The 16,634-nt window shown below is 58.1% G+C and carries 13 protein-coding genes; 7 read left to right on the forward strand and 6 right to left on the reverse strand.

Annotated features, from left to right (window positions below; all coding sequences use genetic code 11):
• Positions 1-108: 108 nt before the first annotated feature.
• The 3 genes from PMYSY11_RS07990 to PMYSY11_RS08000 are packed head-to-tail and all read right to left on the reverse strand — an operon-like array spanning position 109 to position 3,285.
• Positions 109-453, reverse strand: a complete 345-nt coding sequence (locus tag PMYSY11_RS07990) for a YdbL family probable chaperone protein (protein ID WP_150548836.1) — start codon at positions 451-453, stop codon at positions 109-111.
• Between the two features lie 11 nt (positions 454-464).
• Positions 465-656, reverse strand: coding sequence for a YnbE family lipoprotein (locus tag PMYSY11_RS07995; protein WP_090510762.1), 192 nt, complete (start codon positions 654-656; stop codon positions 465-467).
• A 13-nt stretch (positions 657-669) separates the two neighbouring features.
• Positions 670-3,285, reverse strand: coding sequence for an intermembrane phospholipid transport YdbH family protein (locus PMYSY11_RS08000; RefSeq protein WP_150548837.1), 2,616 nt, complete (start codon positions 3,283-3,285; stop codon positions 670-672).
• Positions 3,286-4,158: 873 nt separating this feature from the next.
• On the opposite strand from PMYSY11_RS08000, the gene PMYSY11_RS08005 reads away from it, so the two are divergent.
• Together PMYSY11_RS08005 and PMYSY11_RS08010 are read left to right on the forward strand one after the other, a co-directional pair.
• Positions 4,159-4,566: a tetratricopeptide repeat protein gene (locus PMYSY11_RS08005; protein ID WP_090510755.1), complete on the forward strand. Its 408-nt coding sequence runs from the start codon at positions 4,159-4,161 to the stop codon at positions 4,564-4,566.
• A 178-nt stretch (positions 4,567-4,744) separates the two neighbouring features.
• Positions 4,745-6,094, forward strand: a complete 1,350-nt coding sequence (locus PMYSY11_RS08010; protein WP_172970710.1) for a DNA recombination protein RmuC — start codon at positions 4,745-4,747, stop codon at positions 6,092-6,094.
• Positions 6,095-6,117: 23 nt separating this feature from the next.
• On the opposite strand, the gene PMYSY11_RS08015 is transcribed toward PMYSY11_RS08010, so the two are convergent.
• Both PMYSY11_RS08015 and PMYSY11_RS08020 read right to left on the reverse strand, forming a co-directional pair.
• Positions 6,118-7,365 carry an MgtC/SapB family protein gene (locus tag PMYSY11_RS08015; RefSeq protein WP_150548839.1) on the reverse strand — a complete coding sequence of 416 codons (1,248 nt, stop codon included), beginning with the start codon at positions 7,363-7,365 and terminating at the stop codon, positions 6,118-6,120.
• A 67-nt stretch (positions 7,366-7,432) separates the two neighbouring features.
• Positions 7,433-10,915 (reverse strand): hybrid sensor histidine kinase/response regulator, encoded by a 3,483-nt coding sequence (locus PMYSY11_RS08020; RefSeq protein ID WP_150548840.1) that lies wholly within the window; start codon positions 10,913-10,915, stop codon positions 7,433-7,435.
• A 264-nt stretch (positions 10,916-11,179) separates the two neighbouring features.
• Here PMYSY11_RS08020 and PMYSY11_RS08025 point away from each other — a divergent pair, with 264 nt between their 5' ends.
• The 5 genes from PMYSY11_RS08025 to PMYSY11_RS08045 all read left to right on the forward strand — a co-directional run bounded on the left by PMYSY11_RS08025 (position 11,180) and on the right by PMYSY11_RS08045 (position 15,747).
• Entirely contained in the window at positions 11,180-11,749 is a 570-nt protein-coding gene (locus PMYSY11_RS08025; RefSeq protein WP_069901713.1) for a GNAT family N-acetyltransferase, read from the forward strand.
• Between the two features lie 7 nt (positions 11,750-11,756).
• Complete coding sequence (locus tag PMYSY11_RS08030; protein ID WP_150548841.1) at positions 11,757-12,596, forward strand: helix-turn-helix transcriptional regulator; 840 nt, start codon at positions 11,757-11,759, stop codon at positions 12,594-12,596.
• An 87-nt stretch (positions 12,597-12,683) separates the two neighbouring features.
• Positions 12,684-13,394, forward strand: coding sequence for an AzlC family ABC transporter permease (locus PMYSY11_RS08035; protein WP_150548842.1), 711 nt, complete (start codon positions 12,684-12,686; stop codon positions 13,392-13,394).
• Positions 13,394-13,723 (forward strand): AzlD domain-containing protein, encoded by a 330-nt coding sequence (locus PMYSY11_RS08040; protein WP_150548843.1) that lies wholly within the window; start codon positions 13,394-13,396, stop codon positions 13,721-13,723. Before PMYSY11_RS08035 ends, PMYSY11_RS08040 begins: the two co-directional genes overlap by 1 nt.
• Before the next feature lie 149 nt (positions 13,724-13,872).
• A complete protein-coding gene (locus PMYSY11_RS08045; protein ID WP_150548844.1) occupies positions 13,873-15,747 on the forward strand; it encodes an MFS transporter in 1,875 nt (624 codons plus the stop codon).
• A 483-nt stretch (positions 15,748-16,230) separates the two neighbouring features.
• Here the strand turns inward: PMYSY11_RS08045 and sugE are convergent, their stop codons facing one another.
• Positions 16,231-16,545 (reverse strand): quaternary ammonium compound efflux SMR transporter SugE, encoded by a 315-nt coding sequence (gene sugE, locus PMYSY11_RS08050; RefSeq protein WP_069901718.1) that lies wholly within the window; start codon positions 16,543-16,545, stop codon positions 16,231-16,233.
• Positions 16,546-16,634 lie beyond the last annotated feature (89 nt).

The following is a 16,634-nucleotide window of genomic DNA, read 5'->3' on the forward strand; positions in this document are numbered from 1 at the left end:
CGATCAGGGCTAAGTTAAGCGGGCACAATCAATTCTGCAGGAACGCTGAGTATAGAGGTCCTTGGTTACTGGGCAAGCACCGGCCCGAAGCCGGTGCGCCTGCCACAGTTATTTCTTGATCCACTTCCCATTTAGCTGGATGTACTGGCCTGCCGGGGTCTTCTCGATGGCTTTTTTACCGGCAATCGCCTCGACATCGGTCTTCTGAATGCCATTCTGCTGAGCCAGCTTCTGGTATTCGTTGGCCCGCGCCTGGTTGATCAACTTGGTGATCGCATCTGCCTCGCCAGCGGACTTGACCACGCCGAGGTAGCCATTGGGCATTTCGCCCACCAAGCCATTGGCTTTGGCGTTGCCCAGTTCGGACATGGCCTCGTTGAGGTTCATGGCAAGGGCCGGCAAGCTCAAACTGAGTAACAGCATCAGGCTGGCAATTCGTTTAGGCAGGGTCATGGTGTGGCTCCTCAAAACAGTCCGCTTGATTCACTGAACATGCTGTCCAGCGCTTTATCAACTTTGATGTAGATCTCGTGTTCGATCTTGACGTTGAGATTGATATTGATCGGCTCGTTCGGCACCGCCAGTTGCACCGTTGGGGTACAGGCTGTGCTCAGTAAAGCTAGCAACACCGCAGCGAGTGCGTAGTTGATGCGCATTGTGCGTACTCCCTTATGGGGTTTTGGGCGAGGTGGATTTATTGTTGCGCTCCAGGATGAATTTTTGCACCCGCCGCTGAATAATCTCACTCACTTTATCGCTCAGCTGCAAGCTGGCCAACAACGTGGGGATGTTTTCTTCAAGGTTTATGTTGAAGTGGATGGGGCGACCGTTCTCTATTGCCGGATTTTGCCCTTCCAGGCGCAAGCCTAATTGCAGTTTGCCTTGCTCGCTGTAGCCAACGTCGCTGTTAAGCGTGGTGTAGTGAAAATCCTCCAGTGATTGTGCCACCAACTGCATCGCCGGATTGCTCTGGCCCAGCGCTTTGATCTTGTCATTATCGAAGCGCAGGCGACCGCCTGGCGCACGTGCGTGTATTTCGCCTTTGTCGATATGCACGCCTTGGCGAGTTGCGATCATCGGCAGGTAGCCGTCAATCAGCCCGCTGCCAGAGAGCCCTTCTGCGGGGTACAGGGCGAACAGTGTTTGTAACTGCAGCCCCGTCACATTAACCGGGAACCGCCACTGGTTTTGGCTCATGTCCCATTGGCCGGCCGCCATGTTGACGTTGCCACCGAGCAAGCCAGCCTGCGCAAGATTCAATTTGAGCAGGCCAGCGTCCAGTGTGTTGAGTTTCGTGTTGTAGCTGCCGCGTAGCTGGATCGGTCCGACCGGAATCCCCGGATTGGCTTCCTCGATTTTTAGCGTTTTGATATCGGCGCGCAGGTTCTGGCCGTCGAGTTGTAGGCGCACATTGCCATCGATCCCGCTGATCTCAGTTCGATCATAAATCCCGCCAACGCCCTTGCCAGTGATGTTGGCGTCCAGTTTCAGCTTGCCATTGCCGGCTGGCAGCTTGAGCGTCGCATCAGCCTTGAATCTGCCCTGATTGAGATCCAGTAAGGCGGGCCAGCTTTTCAGAGTCTTGGCCAGAGGGTTGCCGGCGCGTAAAAACAGCTCAGCAAGTTCGGCCTCAATTGTCAGGCCGTTGCTGGCGTAGCTGATTTTTGCCGGCAGTTGCAGGCCGCTATCGGCACTGAATTTGCCATTCAGGTTCAGCTGCAGCGGCGTGTCACCGGCATGGCCGGAACCTTTGATCGATCCCTGCCAATCCCAGCCCATGCTGTGCAATTGTTCATGTTGAAGGCGTTTGCTTGAAAGTTTGAGTGCGCCGTCCATTTGCCAGCTATCGGCTATAGAAGGCGTGCTTGCGCTGAATTCAAGGCCGCTGGTGCTGGCTTCGAGGTTGCTCAGTTTTACGCCTGCGCCACTTAACTGGCTCAACCTTAGCGTCGAGTTTTTCTTGATGCTCAACTCGATGGCCTCTGCATCGGCGTAAGCATCCAGCTGCAGTTGCGCTTTTGGCGTGCTCAGTTTGTAGCCTGTGTATTTAAGGCGCGGGGTGTCGGCAGTCAGGGTGGCGTCGGTCAGTTGCAGTGCCCATGGTAGGGAGTTGGCGAGCGTAAGGTTGCCTTGCAGGCTGATATTGCTGGCCCCTTTACTGACTAAATCGAGTGTCAGCGGCAGTGAGCGATCCGCCAGTGTGGGCGCTAGATGGGCCGCAGCGGTTGTAGGCTGGACGCGCAACTGCAAAGCCTCGACCTTTAGCTCGGCAGGCAGCTTGGCGAGTAGATCCGCCGAGAGGTATTCAAGGCCAAGGTCGGCCTCCAGTCGCTTGATCAGCCAGCCTTGTTCATTGCTGTCTGCCGCCAGCGCCAGCTTGCCTTGCAACTGGCCGATCCCCGGTACAGGCCAGGGCTCGGGCAGGTTGGCTTGTACATCAACAGTGCCCGTTGCGCTGATCAGCTGATCAAGGCTGGGTGCGTGCAAATCCCAATTGGCCGCCAGCGATGCTGCGCCTGGTGCTTGTGGCAATGCGGTGTTCGCCGGCAATACCCAATGGCTGAGCCAGCGTTGCAACGTGGTCGCCTGATTGAGATCGGGCGCTGCGAGATTGCCGCTCAGCGCAAGGCCGTCGGCTGCATTATCCGCAGTAAAGTGCAGACCCAGCTGCGGCTGATCGTCAACCAATACGCCGAGCTGGAGTTGCAGGGTTTGCGGGCTAATTTCCAGCTCGCTGGACAAAGCAATGCGTTGTTGCTGTTCACGCAGGTCGAGCTGCACTTGCAGCTTGGCGGGCGAGCTTGCCAGTTTGTTCAGCGTTGCAGAGCCGAGCAAGGTGCAGCGACCGCTGGTGCAGGGCAGTGTGGCGCGCAGGTTGTCGATTTGGCCGGTGAGGGGCAGCATCCCGGCAATCTCACTCAACTGGTTGAGGACGCTTTCGGCGCTGGCTTGAGTGGTTTCCTGCGCCGTGCCTGGCTGCCAGTCAACAGTGGCCTGGCCAATACGTACATGTTGCCAGAACGGCGGCAGGGTGCTGAATTGCCGCCACAGCAAATCCACCTCGCCGAGTTCCAGCTGCAAGGCTGCACCCTCGCTGCCGTGTTGCCTGAGGCTAAGTTGCCCGACATGGACGCCTTGCAGCGATACCTGCAGTCCCTGCCAGTCAATGTCGTCGATGCCCTGGCTTTGCAGCACGCGCTGGGTATTTATGTAGGCCAGGACAGCGAGCACGATCAGCAATACCAGCAGGCCGATGAGGCTGTGCCCAAGTCGCCGAATTTTCACAACAATTGTTCCATCAGGGCTTTGCGTCCTTTGCACGGCCTTAAGCGATCACCAGATGGCTGCAAGTTTAGCCGAGCTCTGAATGTGCCGTGGACGTTACCGCATGCAGGGATACGTGCCAATCGACGGGCTGTAATTCTGGGCAGAGCGGGGCGTCTGCGCCACTGGCCTCAGCACTGCCACCCTCAATTAGCCAGGAGTTATCCACATCAGTGGCGTCGGCAATAAAGCTGCGGGCGGTTTAACTGCGCGCAGAGTGCGCGCTGAAGGAAGAAATAGTGGTAATCAATCGCCAGCAATCGACGGGCCAATAGCGCTTTTAAAGCCGGAAGATTTTTTACCCGTCAGGCATTTTCGGTTGGCCACACGAACAATTGTCATATTGTTGTGCGCGTCGTGTTGTCGCACTAAAGGATAATAAAGTTTTTATTGATTTTTACGCGATGCGCTTGGGCTGTGGATTTCAGCGAGGTGGCCGATTGGCGGTGTAATGAGCCGTGGTTATAAAGCGACTGAAAATGCCCTGAAAAAGGGCATCAAACAGTTATTTTAAATTGACTTGTGCACATAGAAGATGCGCCTTATGACGCTTGATTCAGTCCCGCGCGTAAATCCTTGATTCTGCTTAAACATTTTTTAAGTCAATGAAAAATATCAATTTTTTTTCTGGTGAAAAAATCGTCAGTTTAACCTCAGGCCCCGTAGCATCAGCGCTTTGAGGAATTGCTCCCATCTTACCCCCAGAGTTATCCACAGCTTCTGTGGATTGTCTTGCGGCATTACCGGTCCGAGCAAAAATTGCTGTTTGCAGGGGTTTACCTCTGAGAAAAAAGGAGTAGAGTTGCGCGCCTTTCCATCTACCGCTGTTTTCTCATGCCTCGCGTTCTGCCACGTCTCACTGCTGATACCTCCAATGCCTCTTCCAAGTTGCCCACCCGGGTTGCGATCTGGTTGCTGGATAGCCCACGCCTTGGCCATGCGCCAAGTGTTAAGCGTTTCGCTGGACGACTGCTCAAACAGCCGGCCCGTGAAGGGGAAGTGTTGGCGCAAAGCCGTCTTGGGCAAATGCTTTGCCGCGATTGTGGCAACCCGCGTGACCGCCGCATGGGCATGGAGCTGTTGCGCCACGCCGCGCGTGCCGGTGACAGCCATGCTCCGCTGGAGCTGGGCCGTTACTACTTGAAGCCACGCCACAATGAGCCACAGCGCGCACGCTATTGGCTGGAACTGGCGGCAGCTCGTGGTTCGCAAGAAGCCAAAAAACTCCTCGACGAGGTTTAATGAGGCACTGACGTCCGCTTGAACTACTGGTTATACTTCCAGTTATATTCAAGCGGAGATGCCCATGCCTTTCGATCTGCCTTCCTTAATGATCGGCCTCGCGGCTGCCGGGATTCCCATGCTCGGGCTGGCGCTGGTGATCCAGCGGCGCATCGTTGCGCTCCGCTCCGAAACCGAATTGCTCCAGGAACGACTCAGCGGCGCGCAACTGGCGCAAGCCGGATTAACTGCGCAGCTGGATGACGCCCGCCACGAACTAGCTGAAATCAGCGAGATCAAATCCGACCAGCAAGCTGAGCTGGCGGCGACCCGTCGCGAGACAGAACTGTTGCAGCATGAGCGGCAGGTCGCCCGCGAGGCGGCGCAATCCTGGCAAACCCAGCGCGAGCAGCAGGAAGCCGAGTTGCGTCGTCTGGGAGCCGAACGAGCAGCGCTCAGCGCCGAGTTGCGTGAACAACAAGACAGCCATCAGCAGCGTTTGCAGGACTTGCAGGGTTCACGTGATGAGCTGCGTGCGCAGTTTGCCGAGCTTGCCGGGAAGATTTTCGATGAGCGCGAAAAGCGCTTCGCCGAAACCAGCCAGCAGCACCTCGGGCAGTTACTCGACCCGCTCAAGGAACGCATACAAGCCTTCGAGAAGCGCGTCGAGGAAAGCTACCAGACAGAGGCCCGCGAGCGCTTCTCGCTGGGTAAGGAGCTTGAACGCCTGCAGCAACTCAATCAGCGTCTGGGTGATGAGGCAACTAACCTGACCCGTGCCCTTCAGGGCCAGAAGACTCAGGGCAACTGGGGTGAGCTGATTCTGGAGCGTGTGCTTGAGCATGCCGGGCTTGAGAAGGGGCGTGAGTACCAGACCCAAGTTAGCTTGCGCAGCACCGAAGGCGAGCGTTTTCAGCCCGACGTGTTGATCTATCTGCCAGGCGACAGGCAGGTGGTGGTCGATGCCAAGGTCAGCCTCACGGCTTATCAGCAGTATGTGGCCGCAGAAGATGACACAACCCGCCAGCAAGCACTCAAGCAGCATGTGTTGTCGTTGCGCAGTCACCTGAAGGGGTTGTCGCTGAAGGATTACCAGCGCCTTGAAGGGCTGCACAGCCTTGATTTTGTGCTGCTGTTCGTTCCTATCGAGGCTGCATTTGCGGCGGCGCTGCAGGCTGATCCGGGGCTGTTTCAGGAGGCGTTCGAGCAAAATATTGTGGTGGTCAGCCCGACCACTTTGCTCGCGACGTTGCGCGTCACCGATGGCCTGTGGCGTCAGGAGCGGCAAAGCCAGAACGCCCGTGAAATTGCTGAGCGCGCGGGCGCACTCTACGACAAGTTCTACGCCTTTATCGTCGACCTCGATGAAATGGGCTCACGCTTGCAGCAACTCGACAAAGCCTATAGCGCCGCCCGCAATAAGCTCTGTGAGGGCCGTGGCAATATCATCAGCCGGGTCGAGAACCTCAAGCTTTTAGGCGCGCGCGCCAGCAAAAGCCTGTCTCCCGAGTTACTTGAGCAGGCAGCAGGTTTGCCATTGGAGGAATAGCCGTTCGCGCAGTGGCTGCACGCTCACTGCAAGAACAGCGCAGCAAGCCCGACTGCCAACCCGGCCAGCATGATCGGCACCGTGCGCCACGCCAGCGCCCGGTCGCCAATCAGCATGATCAATAGTGCCTTGACCAGGCTGTTGACCAGCGCGGCGATGAATATCCCCTGATAAGCCACGGTTGCGCTCAGGTCGCTCAATGAGCTGCGCGCCAGCGTCAGGCTGATGGCATCGACATCGGTAAGCCCGGACAGCGCCGATACCAGATACACCCCGGTATCGCCGAGCCAGTAGCGACCGGCTTCGACCATGAACAAAATGGCTACCAAAAGCAGGGCGAAGCGCAATGCCGGCGCCAGCTCGAAGGGGTTCTTCAATGGCGGTTCGACCTCGCCCTGCAATTCTTCACCTGCAGTGCGAAAATGCAGCAGCGCACCGGATGCATAGACCAACGCGGCCAGGCCAAGCGGCAAAATCAGCTGAGCGAGAAGTTCACGGTTAACGGCGGCGGTGATCAGCAAGATGCGCGGAAACATCAGAGCCGAGGTGGCGAGCAGGCCGCAGGCGAGAATCGAGCGTAAGCGCTTATTGTCATGCAGGCGGGCTAACGTCAGAGTCATCGCGGTGGACGACACCAAGCCGCCGAGCAGGGCGGTGGCGACGATGCCGTAACGGGTGCCCACCAACCGAATCGCCACGTAGGCGGCGAAGCCGATGCCGGCAATCAGCACCACCATCCACCATGTCGTGTAAGGGTTGAAGACCTGCCACGGGCCGTAGCCGACATTCGGCAGCACCGGCAGCATTACCAGCGAGATGAACATCAGTTTCAGCGCGCCGCTGAGTTCGGCAGCGGTAAGCTGGCCGACCACTCTGTGCAGCGGTTCTCTCAAGCTGAGCAGCAAGGCGATGATGACCGCGCAACCGGCGGCGATTTCGCGGTATTCGCTGACTGCCAGGCTGCCCAGAAGAAAGGTCAGCACCATGGCGATTTCGCTGCTCAGGCCGCCCGCCCCCTTTTTGCGCTGTTCACTGGTGTAGCCGAGCACTACAAAGACCACCAACAAGCTGATCCAGGCGGCAATGCCGAACTTTTGCGCAAACAATGCAGCCAGGCCGCCGAGCAAGCCGACCAGGCCGTAGGTGCGAATGTCGGCCACCAGTCTGTTGCTTTCCTCGCTACGCTGGCTCCAGCTGCGTTCGGTGCCAATCAGTAAGCCCAGCGCCAGGGCTGTAAGCAAATTCAGGGCTAACTCGACTGTTGGCGTCATGCGGGTGTCCCATCACCGAAGTTCTCCCTAGTCTAGCTGCGCAGATGAGACACAGCCTCGTTACACATCAGCGCAGGGTCAGGTGACGGCTCAAAAGGGCGCGCAAGGCCGCCGGTTTAACGGGCTTGGCCAGGTAATCCAAACCTGCGGCATGCACCTCGGCGATGAGTTCAGGTCGCCCGTCAGCGCTGATCACCACGCCAGGCACGGGTTCGCCAAGACGCGTGCGCAGCCAGCCCATCAGCTCAGTGCCTGTTTCGCCTTCATCAAGGTGATAGTCGATCAGCGCCAGTTGCGGGCGCACATCCTCGTTGAACAGCGCCTCGCATTCGGCGCGGCTGCGCGCTGTCCAGACCTGACACCCCCAGCGCGAGAGCAAACTCTGCATGCCGGTGAGAATGCTGTCTTCGTTGTCGATGCAGATAACCTGCGTGCCGTTAAGCAGTTGGCCCGGTTGTTCCGTGTGAGCAGGTGCAAGCTGCGGCTTGGGTTGCGGGTTGCGCGCCAGCGGCACGGTAACGCTGAACACGCTGCCCTTGCCCGGCCATGAACGCACTTCGAGGCTGTGGTTGAGCACGCGGCAGAGGCCGTCGGCAATCGCCAGGCCAAGGCCGAGGCCTTTTTCGGCGCGGGTCTGATGGCTGTCGAGGCGTTTGAACTCCTCGAAGATCACCGCGCGTTTGCTGTCCGGAATTCCCGGGCCACGGTCCCATACTTCCAGACGCAAATGCCCGGCCTGACGGCGCACGCCGAGCAACACGCGGCCTTGCGAATAGCGGAAGGCATTGGTCAGGAAATTCTGCAAAATCCTTCGCAGCAGGCGGATATCGCTGTCCACACGCAAGCGGGTGCTGCGCATGTGGAAGTCGCAGTGATACTCCGACGCCATGACCTTGAACTCGGCGCCCAGCGTGTCGAACAGATTGCTCAGGGGGAAAGCGTTGCGGTCCGGGGTAATGCGTCCGCTTTCCAAGCGAGAAATATCCAGCAAGTCGCTGATCAGGTCTTCGGCTGAGCGCAGTGAGCTGTCCAAGTGATGTACCAGTTTTTTCGCCTCGCCCGGCAACTCGTTTTCCTGATGCGACAGCGCCGCAGAAAATAATCGCGCCGCGTTGAGTGGCTGCATCAGGTCGTGGCTGACTGCTGCCAGAAACCGGGTTTTCGACTGGTTGGCGGATTCGGCGTGAGCTTTCGCTTCGCTCAGGGCACAGTTCAGTTGCGAGAGTTCATGGGTGCGCTCGGCAACCCGCTGTTCCAGGCCTTCGTTGGCGCCCTTGAGGGCTTTCTCGGCGCGGCGGAATTCGGTGATGTCGGTGAAACTCATTACAAAGCCGCCGCCCGGCATCGGGTTGCCGATCAGCTCAATTACCCGGCCGTTGGGGAACAGGCGTTCGGAGGTGTGCGGTGTGCCCTGACGCATCCAGTACAGGCGCTTGCTGACGTTAGCCTCGACGCTGCCCTCGCCGAACAGGCCGCGTTCGGCGTTGTAGCGGATGATGTCGCCAATCGGCCGGCCGACATGAATCAGGTCTTCCGGGTACTCAAATAGCTCGATGTAGCGATGGTTCCAGGCCACCAGCCGCAGTGACTGATCGACCACGCTGATGCCTTGAGTAATGTTCTCGATGGCGCCTTGCAACAGCGCCCGGTTGAACTGCAGGACCTCGGAGGCTTCGTCGACGATGCGCACAACATCTTCAACCTGCATCTCGCGGCCCTCGATTGCCGCTTTCACTACCGCACGCGTTGAGGACGCACCGAGGACACCCGCGAGCAGGCGCTCGGTGTGGGCGATCCAATCGGTATTGGCCGGATGGCTCGGGTGAAAGTCGATGCCTTGCTTCTGAGCGAAACGCACGAAACTCTGACGCGCACGGTCCTCACCGACAAAACGGCTGGAGAGCAGTAGCAGGTCGGCGATTTGTACCGCCAGCATGCTGCGTCCGCTGGGCTTGTGGCCGAAGTCGTGACCGATAAAGCGCCCGGCCTGCCAGTGTTCGGAAACACGTGTGCGCGAGAAGAACGAGACCCAGGCAAACAGCGTGAAGTTGGCCGCCAGTGACAGCACCACGCCACGGGTAAGCGGGTCGACCTCAAAGCCTACCGGCGCATAAAGCAGTGCATGCAGGCCCGGCACGCTGTGGGAAGAAATGCCCAGGCTCTCGGCAAGCAGCGGCACAACCAGGGTGTAGAACCAGAAGAACGCGCCAACCGCGAGGCCGGCAAATACGCCCCGGCGGTTGGCTTGTTTCCAGACCAAGGCGCCAAACATCGCCGGGGCGAGTTGGGCAATGGCGGCGAAGGAAACCTGGCCAATAGTGGCCAGGCTGGTGCTGGAGCCCAGTAGGCGGTAACACACGTACGCCATCAGCAGAATCAGGACGATGCTCACTCGCCGGGCAGAGAGCATCCAGTGCCTGAACGCTTCAAAAGGGCGCTCGGTGTTTTGTCGGCGCAGAAGCAGGGGCAGTAACATGTCATTGGAAATCATAGTCGACAGCGCGACCGATGCGACAATCACCATGCCCGTGGCCGCTGAAGCGCCGCCAATAAAGGCCAGCAGTGCCAGCGCCGGATGCGCCTCGGCCAGCGGCAGGCTGATCACGAAGGAGTCGGGCGTGACGCCGCTTGGCAGCAGCATTTGGCCCGCCAGTGCGATGGGGATCACGAACAGCATGGCCAGCAACAAATACAGCGGGAACACCCAGCGCGCCAGACGCAGGTCGCCGGACTCGATGTTCTCGACCACTGTGACGTGGAATTGGCGCGGCAGGCAGACAATCGCGATAAAGGCCACGGCAGTTTGCACCAGCATCGACGGCCAGTTGACCGCCACGCTCCAGAACTCGTTCAGCTCCGGCGCGACGCGGGCCTGGCCAAGCAGGTCGCCAAAACCGTTGTAGAGACCGAAGGTGACGAATGCGCCGACAGCCAAAAAGGCCATCAATTTGATGATCGACTCAAAGGCAATCGCCAGCACCATGCCGCGGTGGTGTTCGGTGACATCGAGGTTGCGTGTGCCGAACAAAATGGTGAACAGCGCCAGTACCAGTGACACGATCAGCGCGGTGTCTTGCGCGCGGGTGCCGGTGGCGCCAGCGCCCGAGCCGATCAGCAGGTTTACGCCGAGCACGATGCCTTTGAGCTGCAAGGCAATATAAGGCAGTACGCCGACCAGGCAGATGAGTGCGACAACCACGGCCAGCGGCTGTGATTTGCCGTAGCGCGCGGCAATGAAGTCGGCAATCGAGGTGATGTTTTCCTGTTTGCTGATCAGGATCATCTTCTGCAGCACCCAGGGCGCAAACAGCATCAAAATGATCGGACCCAGATAGATCGGCAAAAATGACCAGAGTTGCTCGCCGGCCTGTCCCACCGCACCGAAAAAGGTCCAGCTGGTGCAGTACACCGCCAGCGACAGGCTATAAACCCAGGCGCGAATTTTCGGCGTTAGCGGGGTGCGGCGACGGTCGCCGTAAAAGGCAATACTAAAAAGCACCGCCATGTAGATCAGGGCGACTCCGGCAATCAGCCCGCTGGACAACGGCATGCAAACTCCAAGCACAAAACTTAATAAGACTTGCCCAGTCAATTAATACGCTGCGTTGTGATGTTTTGGGCAACCAGACAACGGTTTAACGGGCAGTGGCGGATAGTGTCGCAGCAAAGGCTGCATTCGTCAGTCGCGACTAAGGTCGCAAACAGTTAAAACTCATATGTGCGCTGATTGTTTGGTTTGTGAACCAGCGCTCAGCCTGTTAGCGTTGCCGGTTTGCATTCAGGCACCGTCTGCGTGAGTGAAAGGAGGGACGGCATGTTCAAACCCCAGTTGATTACCCTGCAACGCGGCGCATTGCGGATTGAGCCGATGATGGACGCGGACATTCCGGCGCTGGTGTCGCTCGCCGAAGCCAACCGCAATGAACTCATTTATATGGGCGGCGCACAACGTCTGGACTGGTATCGGCAGGGCATCGTCGAGCAGCAGAACAGCCGCGCGCTGCCGTTCACCATTCGCCTGGGCACTGAAATAGTCGGCACCACGCGCTACGCCGACTTTATGCCGACGCTGCCCGCGTGTGAGATCGGCTGGACGTGGCTGGATAAAGGCCAGCATGGCACCGGCTTGAACAGCATGATCAAATACCTGATGCTGCGCCACGCGTTCGAGGGCTGGCGCATGGTGCGTGTGCAGTTGAAAACCGCTGCCAGTAATTTGCGCGCACAAGCTGCCATCGAGAAAATCGGTGCGCAGCGCGAAGGCATTTTGCGTAATCATCGCCGACTGTCTGAAGGCCGGCTGGATGACAGCGTGCTGTACAGCATTACTGATCAGGAGTGGCCAGCGGTGAAGAAAATGATCGAGTCAGGATTCGGCGGTTAAGCAAAAAATGAACGAGGCGCTGGAGCAAACCCGGTTTTGGCAGGCCAAGGGCCTGGCTGATGTTGAACTTTTGCACGCACGGTATGTGCAGCAGCGGTTTGCGCCGCATGTTCATGAGGGTTTTGTGTTTACCGTTATCCAGAACGGCGCACAGCGCTTCCGTCATCGCGGCAGTGATCACCTGGCCCCGCAAGGCAGCATGGTGCTGATCAATCCCGACGAAGTTCATACCGGCTCCAAAGCGCATGACGATGGCTGGCGCTACCGCGCTTTTTATCCCGACAACCGCCAGGTACAGGGCGTACTGCAAGAGCTTGATCTGGCGGGATCAGGGCTGCCTGGCTTTGCGCTAAGCGTGCTGCACGACCCGCAACTGCATGCTGCTTTCACCGGCTTGCATCAGTTGCTTGAAGGCGGTGCCGATGCCTTGCAGCAGCAGATTGTCTGGCGTGAGGCTATCTTGTTGCTGTTTCAACGCTACGCCAAGGTCGCCGAACCCGCTGCGCCCGGCCGTGAAGCCCGTGCGGTCGAGCTGGCCAAGGAGTTGCTTAACAGTCAGTTAGCCGCGCCGCCGTCGCTTGAAGAGCTGGCCACTGCAGTGAATCTCTCGCCGTTTCACTTTGCCCGGGTCTTTCGCCGAGCAACGGGTTTGCCCCCTCATGCATGGCTCAAGCAGCGGCGATTGGCGCAGGCGCGGGCATTGCTCAAGCAAGGTTGCATGCCGGCGCAGGTGGCCATGCAGCTCGGTTTCTCTGATCAGAGCCATCTGAGTCGTCAGTTCAAGCAGGTGTACGGCGTGGGGCCGGGCGCTTACCGCAATGCCAGCGCCGGAATAGCCTCGCTCTGAGTGGTCACACAACAAACGCGCAAGTGAGCAATATCGTTCAAGATCGACCAATTCGGCTGCGCTAGGCTGTGGGTCAAGGAGAAAGCTATGACCCGTTTTCAGGAATTCAATCAAGGTGTCCGCGACATGTTGCCCATGCTGTTAGGGGCGCTGCCGTTCGGCATTATCTATGGCAGTTTGGCGGGGGCGGCTGGCCTCACGCCTTGGCAAACCCTCGGGATGTCGGTGTTTGTATTTGCAGGCTCTGCCCAGTTTATTGCCATCAGCCTGCTCAGTGGCGGCGTCGGCCTGACGGTCCTGTTGCTTACAACCTTCGTGGTCAATCTTCGCCACGCGTTATACAGCGCCAGTTTGCAGCCGTATGTGCGTCACCTGCCAACGCGCTGGCGCATGGCACTGGCATTCTGGCTGACCGATGAGGCGTTTGCCGTTGTGCAGCACCGCTATGTGCTCCGCGACGAATCCATCTACAAGCACTGGTATTTTCTCGGCGCCTCGCTCGCCATGTACGTCAATTGGATTGCGTGCACGATTATTGGCATGGTGTTCGGCCAGTCGGTGCCCAACTTGGGCGAGTGGGGCCTGGACTTCGCCATGCTGGCGACCTTTATCGGGATTGTTGTGCCTATGTTGCGCAATCGTCCGCAGATAGCCGCTGCACTGGTTGCCGCCGCCGTCGCGTTGGTGTGTCACGCATTGCCTTACAAGCTGGGCCTGATGGCGGCAGCATTTAGCGGGATCATCGTCGGCGTGTGCCTTGAACGGCGCGTAGTTGCAGTGGAAGGGGAGGTGGCCTGATGGAAAACTGGATACTGATATTCGGCATGATGGTCATCACTTACAGCATTCGCTACAGCCTGTTCGCATTCCCGGATTTACGTTTTCCGCCGCTGGTGCGCCAGGGTTTGCACTATGTGCCAACGGCCGTGCTGACCGCGATTGTAGTGCCGGGAATGCTTATCCCGGATGGCCAGCACTGGCAGTTTTCGGTGAACAATGCCTATTTGATTGCCGGGCTCATCACCATTGCCATCGCGGCGCTGACCCGGCACTTACTGGCGACAATTGGCGGCGGTTTGCTGGTGTTCTTTCTCTTGCGCTGGGCCATGGGCCAATTACCTATATAGGCATGGCCCGGCCCTGTATTGGCAGGAAACTGTAGGCTTTTAGTCGTGCGTTTTTGCAGAATTGTTGGCAAATAATCCAACACGAGTGTGGCTTTCTTTGCGGCTGTTACAGTCAAATGCTCAACGAACCCGCACAAGGTACACGGAAGATGACCCAGCACTCTCAGTTCGCATTGCTTCGCACAAGGCGCTTCTTGCCATTCTTTTTGACCCAGTTACTCGGCGCCTTTAACGACAATGTGTATAAGCAGGCGCTGATTCTGGCCATCCTGTTCAAGCTGACCATCAGCGCCGACCGCGATTTGCTGGTCAACCTGTGTGCGCTGTTATTCATCCTGCCGTTCTTTCTGTTCTCCGCACTGGGCGGCCAGTTTGGCGAGAAATTTGATAAAGACTGGTTGATCCGCAAGATCAAATTTGCCGAGATCATCATCATGCTGATTGGGGCTGCCGGCGTGTTGCTCGGCAATTTGCCGCTGATGCTGGTTACGCTGTTTGCCATGGGCACTCAGTCGGCCTTGTTCGGTCCGGTCAAGTATTCGATTCTGCCGCAGCACCTTGAAGAGACTGAGCTGATTGGCGGTAACGCACTGGTTGAGATGGGCACATTTCTGGCGATCTTGGCGGGCACCATCGGCGCCGGCGTGATCATGGCAAGCAGTGCCTATGCCAGCATCGTTGCAGGCTCGGTCGTTTGTGTGGCGGTACTGGGCTATCTGGCCAGCTGTAAAATTCCCGCCGGGCCGGCCGCGCTGCCCGGGCTGGTGCTGGACTGGAATATCTTCCGCCAATCCTGGCTCACCATGAAATTAGGCTTGGGCCAAACGCCTGCGGTTTCCCGCTCTTTGGTCGGCAACTCGTGGTTTTGGTTTCTTGGCGCGGTTTATCTCACGCAAATCCCGGCGTACTCAAAAGAATGGCTGTACGGCGATGAGAGCGTTGTAACGCTGATTCTTACCGTGTTTTCGCTGGGCATTGGCTTGGGTTCGATGCTGTGCGAGAAAATGTCGGGCGAGAAAGTCGAGATCGGCCTGGTGCCCTTTGGCTCAATCGGCCTGACTATTTTCGGCATGCTGCTGTGGTGGACCTCGGGCGGCTTCCCCGAAGCGGCGCAACCGCACGACTGGATGGCAGTGCTTGGGTACGCGCAAGGGTGGGCGATACTCGGCTCGATTCTCGGCATTGGCCTGTTTGGTGGTTTCTACATCGTGCCGCTTTACGCGCTGATTCAGTCACGCAGTGTCGAGAGCGAGCGGGCGCGGGTGATCGCGGCGAACAACATTCTCAACGCGCTGTTCATGGTGGTCTCGGCCATTGTTTCGATTGTGTTCTTGACCGTGGCCGAACTGTCGATTCCGCAGCTTTTCCTGGTCATCTCGCTGATGAACATCGCGGTCAATGCTTACATCTTCAAGATCGTGCCCGAATTCACCATGCGCTTCATGATCTGGCTGCTCAGCCACTCGATGTACCGGGTTGAGCACAAAGGCCTGCAATCGATTCCGGATGAAGGCGCTGCGCTGCTGGTGTGCAATCACGTCTCGTTTGTCGACGCGCTGCTGGTGGGGGGCGCGATTCGCCGGCCAGTCCGGTTTGTCATGTACTACAAAATCTACAACCTGCCGGTGCTCAACTTTATCTTCCGCACCGCCGGCACAGTGCCGATTGCCGGCCGCAACGAAGACTTGCTGGTGTATGACGCGGCGTTCAAGAAAATTGCCGAATACCTGCGCAATGGCGAAGTGGTGTGTATTTTTCCCGAGGGCAAATTGACCGCCGATGGCGAGATCAATGAGTTCAAGGCTGGCGTCGAGCGGATACTTGAGCAAACCCCGGTGCCGGTCATCCCAATGGCGCTGCAAGGGTTGTGGGGCAGCTTCTTCAGCCGGGATCCGAACAAGGGCTTGCTGAAGCGCCTTTGGTCACGGATCACCTTGGTTGCAGGCAACCCTGTCGAACCAGAGCACGCCAATCGACAATACTTGCAAACGCAAGTCAGCGAACTGCGCGGCGTAACCCGCTAGCCAGCGGCGGAGAAGCACAGGGTGGGCAACGGACAACAAGGCGGCGTCCACCCAAACACCGCCAACACCCTAATCCCCGGTAATTCCAATATCGGAGGATGGATAGCGTGCTACGCACCGCATCCGTCATAACCCTCGCAAGGCCAGTAAATCCCTAGGATTAAACGTCCGCCAGCCAACACCTATCCCGCCGGTATAAATCCCACACCAGCCAAATATCCGCCATGTCGGCCAATCCCGGAGGATGGATAGCGTGCAACGCACCGCAATCCGTCATAACCCTCGCAAGGCCAATAAATCCCTCGGATTAAACGTCCGCCAGCCAACACTTATCCCGCCGGTATAAATCCCACACCAGCCAAATATCCGCCATGTCCGCCAATCCCGGAGGATGGATAGCGTGCGAAGCACCGCAATCCGTCATAACCCCCGCAGATCAACAAGTCCCCCGACCTTCCGCTCCAATACAGCGGACGCTCAGGCTCAATGGCTCAGCTTCAAACCTAACAAGCCACACACAATCAACCCGACGCTAATCAAACGCATCGCGCTCATCGACTCGCCAAACAGAATGATCCCGGCAATTACGGTGCCCACAGCGCCAACGCCCGTCCAGATCGCATACGCGGTGCCCAGCGGCAGTTGTTTCATGGCAAGGCCAAGCAGGCCGAGGCTGATAACCATGGCCGAAACAGTCAGAACGGTTGGAAGCGGGCGAGTGAAACCGTCGGTGTATTTCAGTCCGACAGCCCAGCCAACCTCGAACAGGCCGGCGAAAAAAAGAATGATCCAAGACATAGCACACCTCAACTGGGCAGTTAAGGGGCCGTCCCCGGATGAATCACGTCATGCGTGTGAGGTCGTCCTCAGCCCGCTATTTTCCACAC

It is taken from the genome of Pseudomonas marincola, from assembly GCF_900682675.2.
In the GTDB taxonomy this organism is placed as follows: Bacteria; Pseudomonadota; Gammaproteobacteria; order Pseudomonadales; family Pseudomonadaceae; genus Aquipseudomonas; species Aquipseudomonas marincola.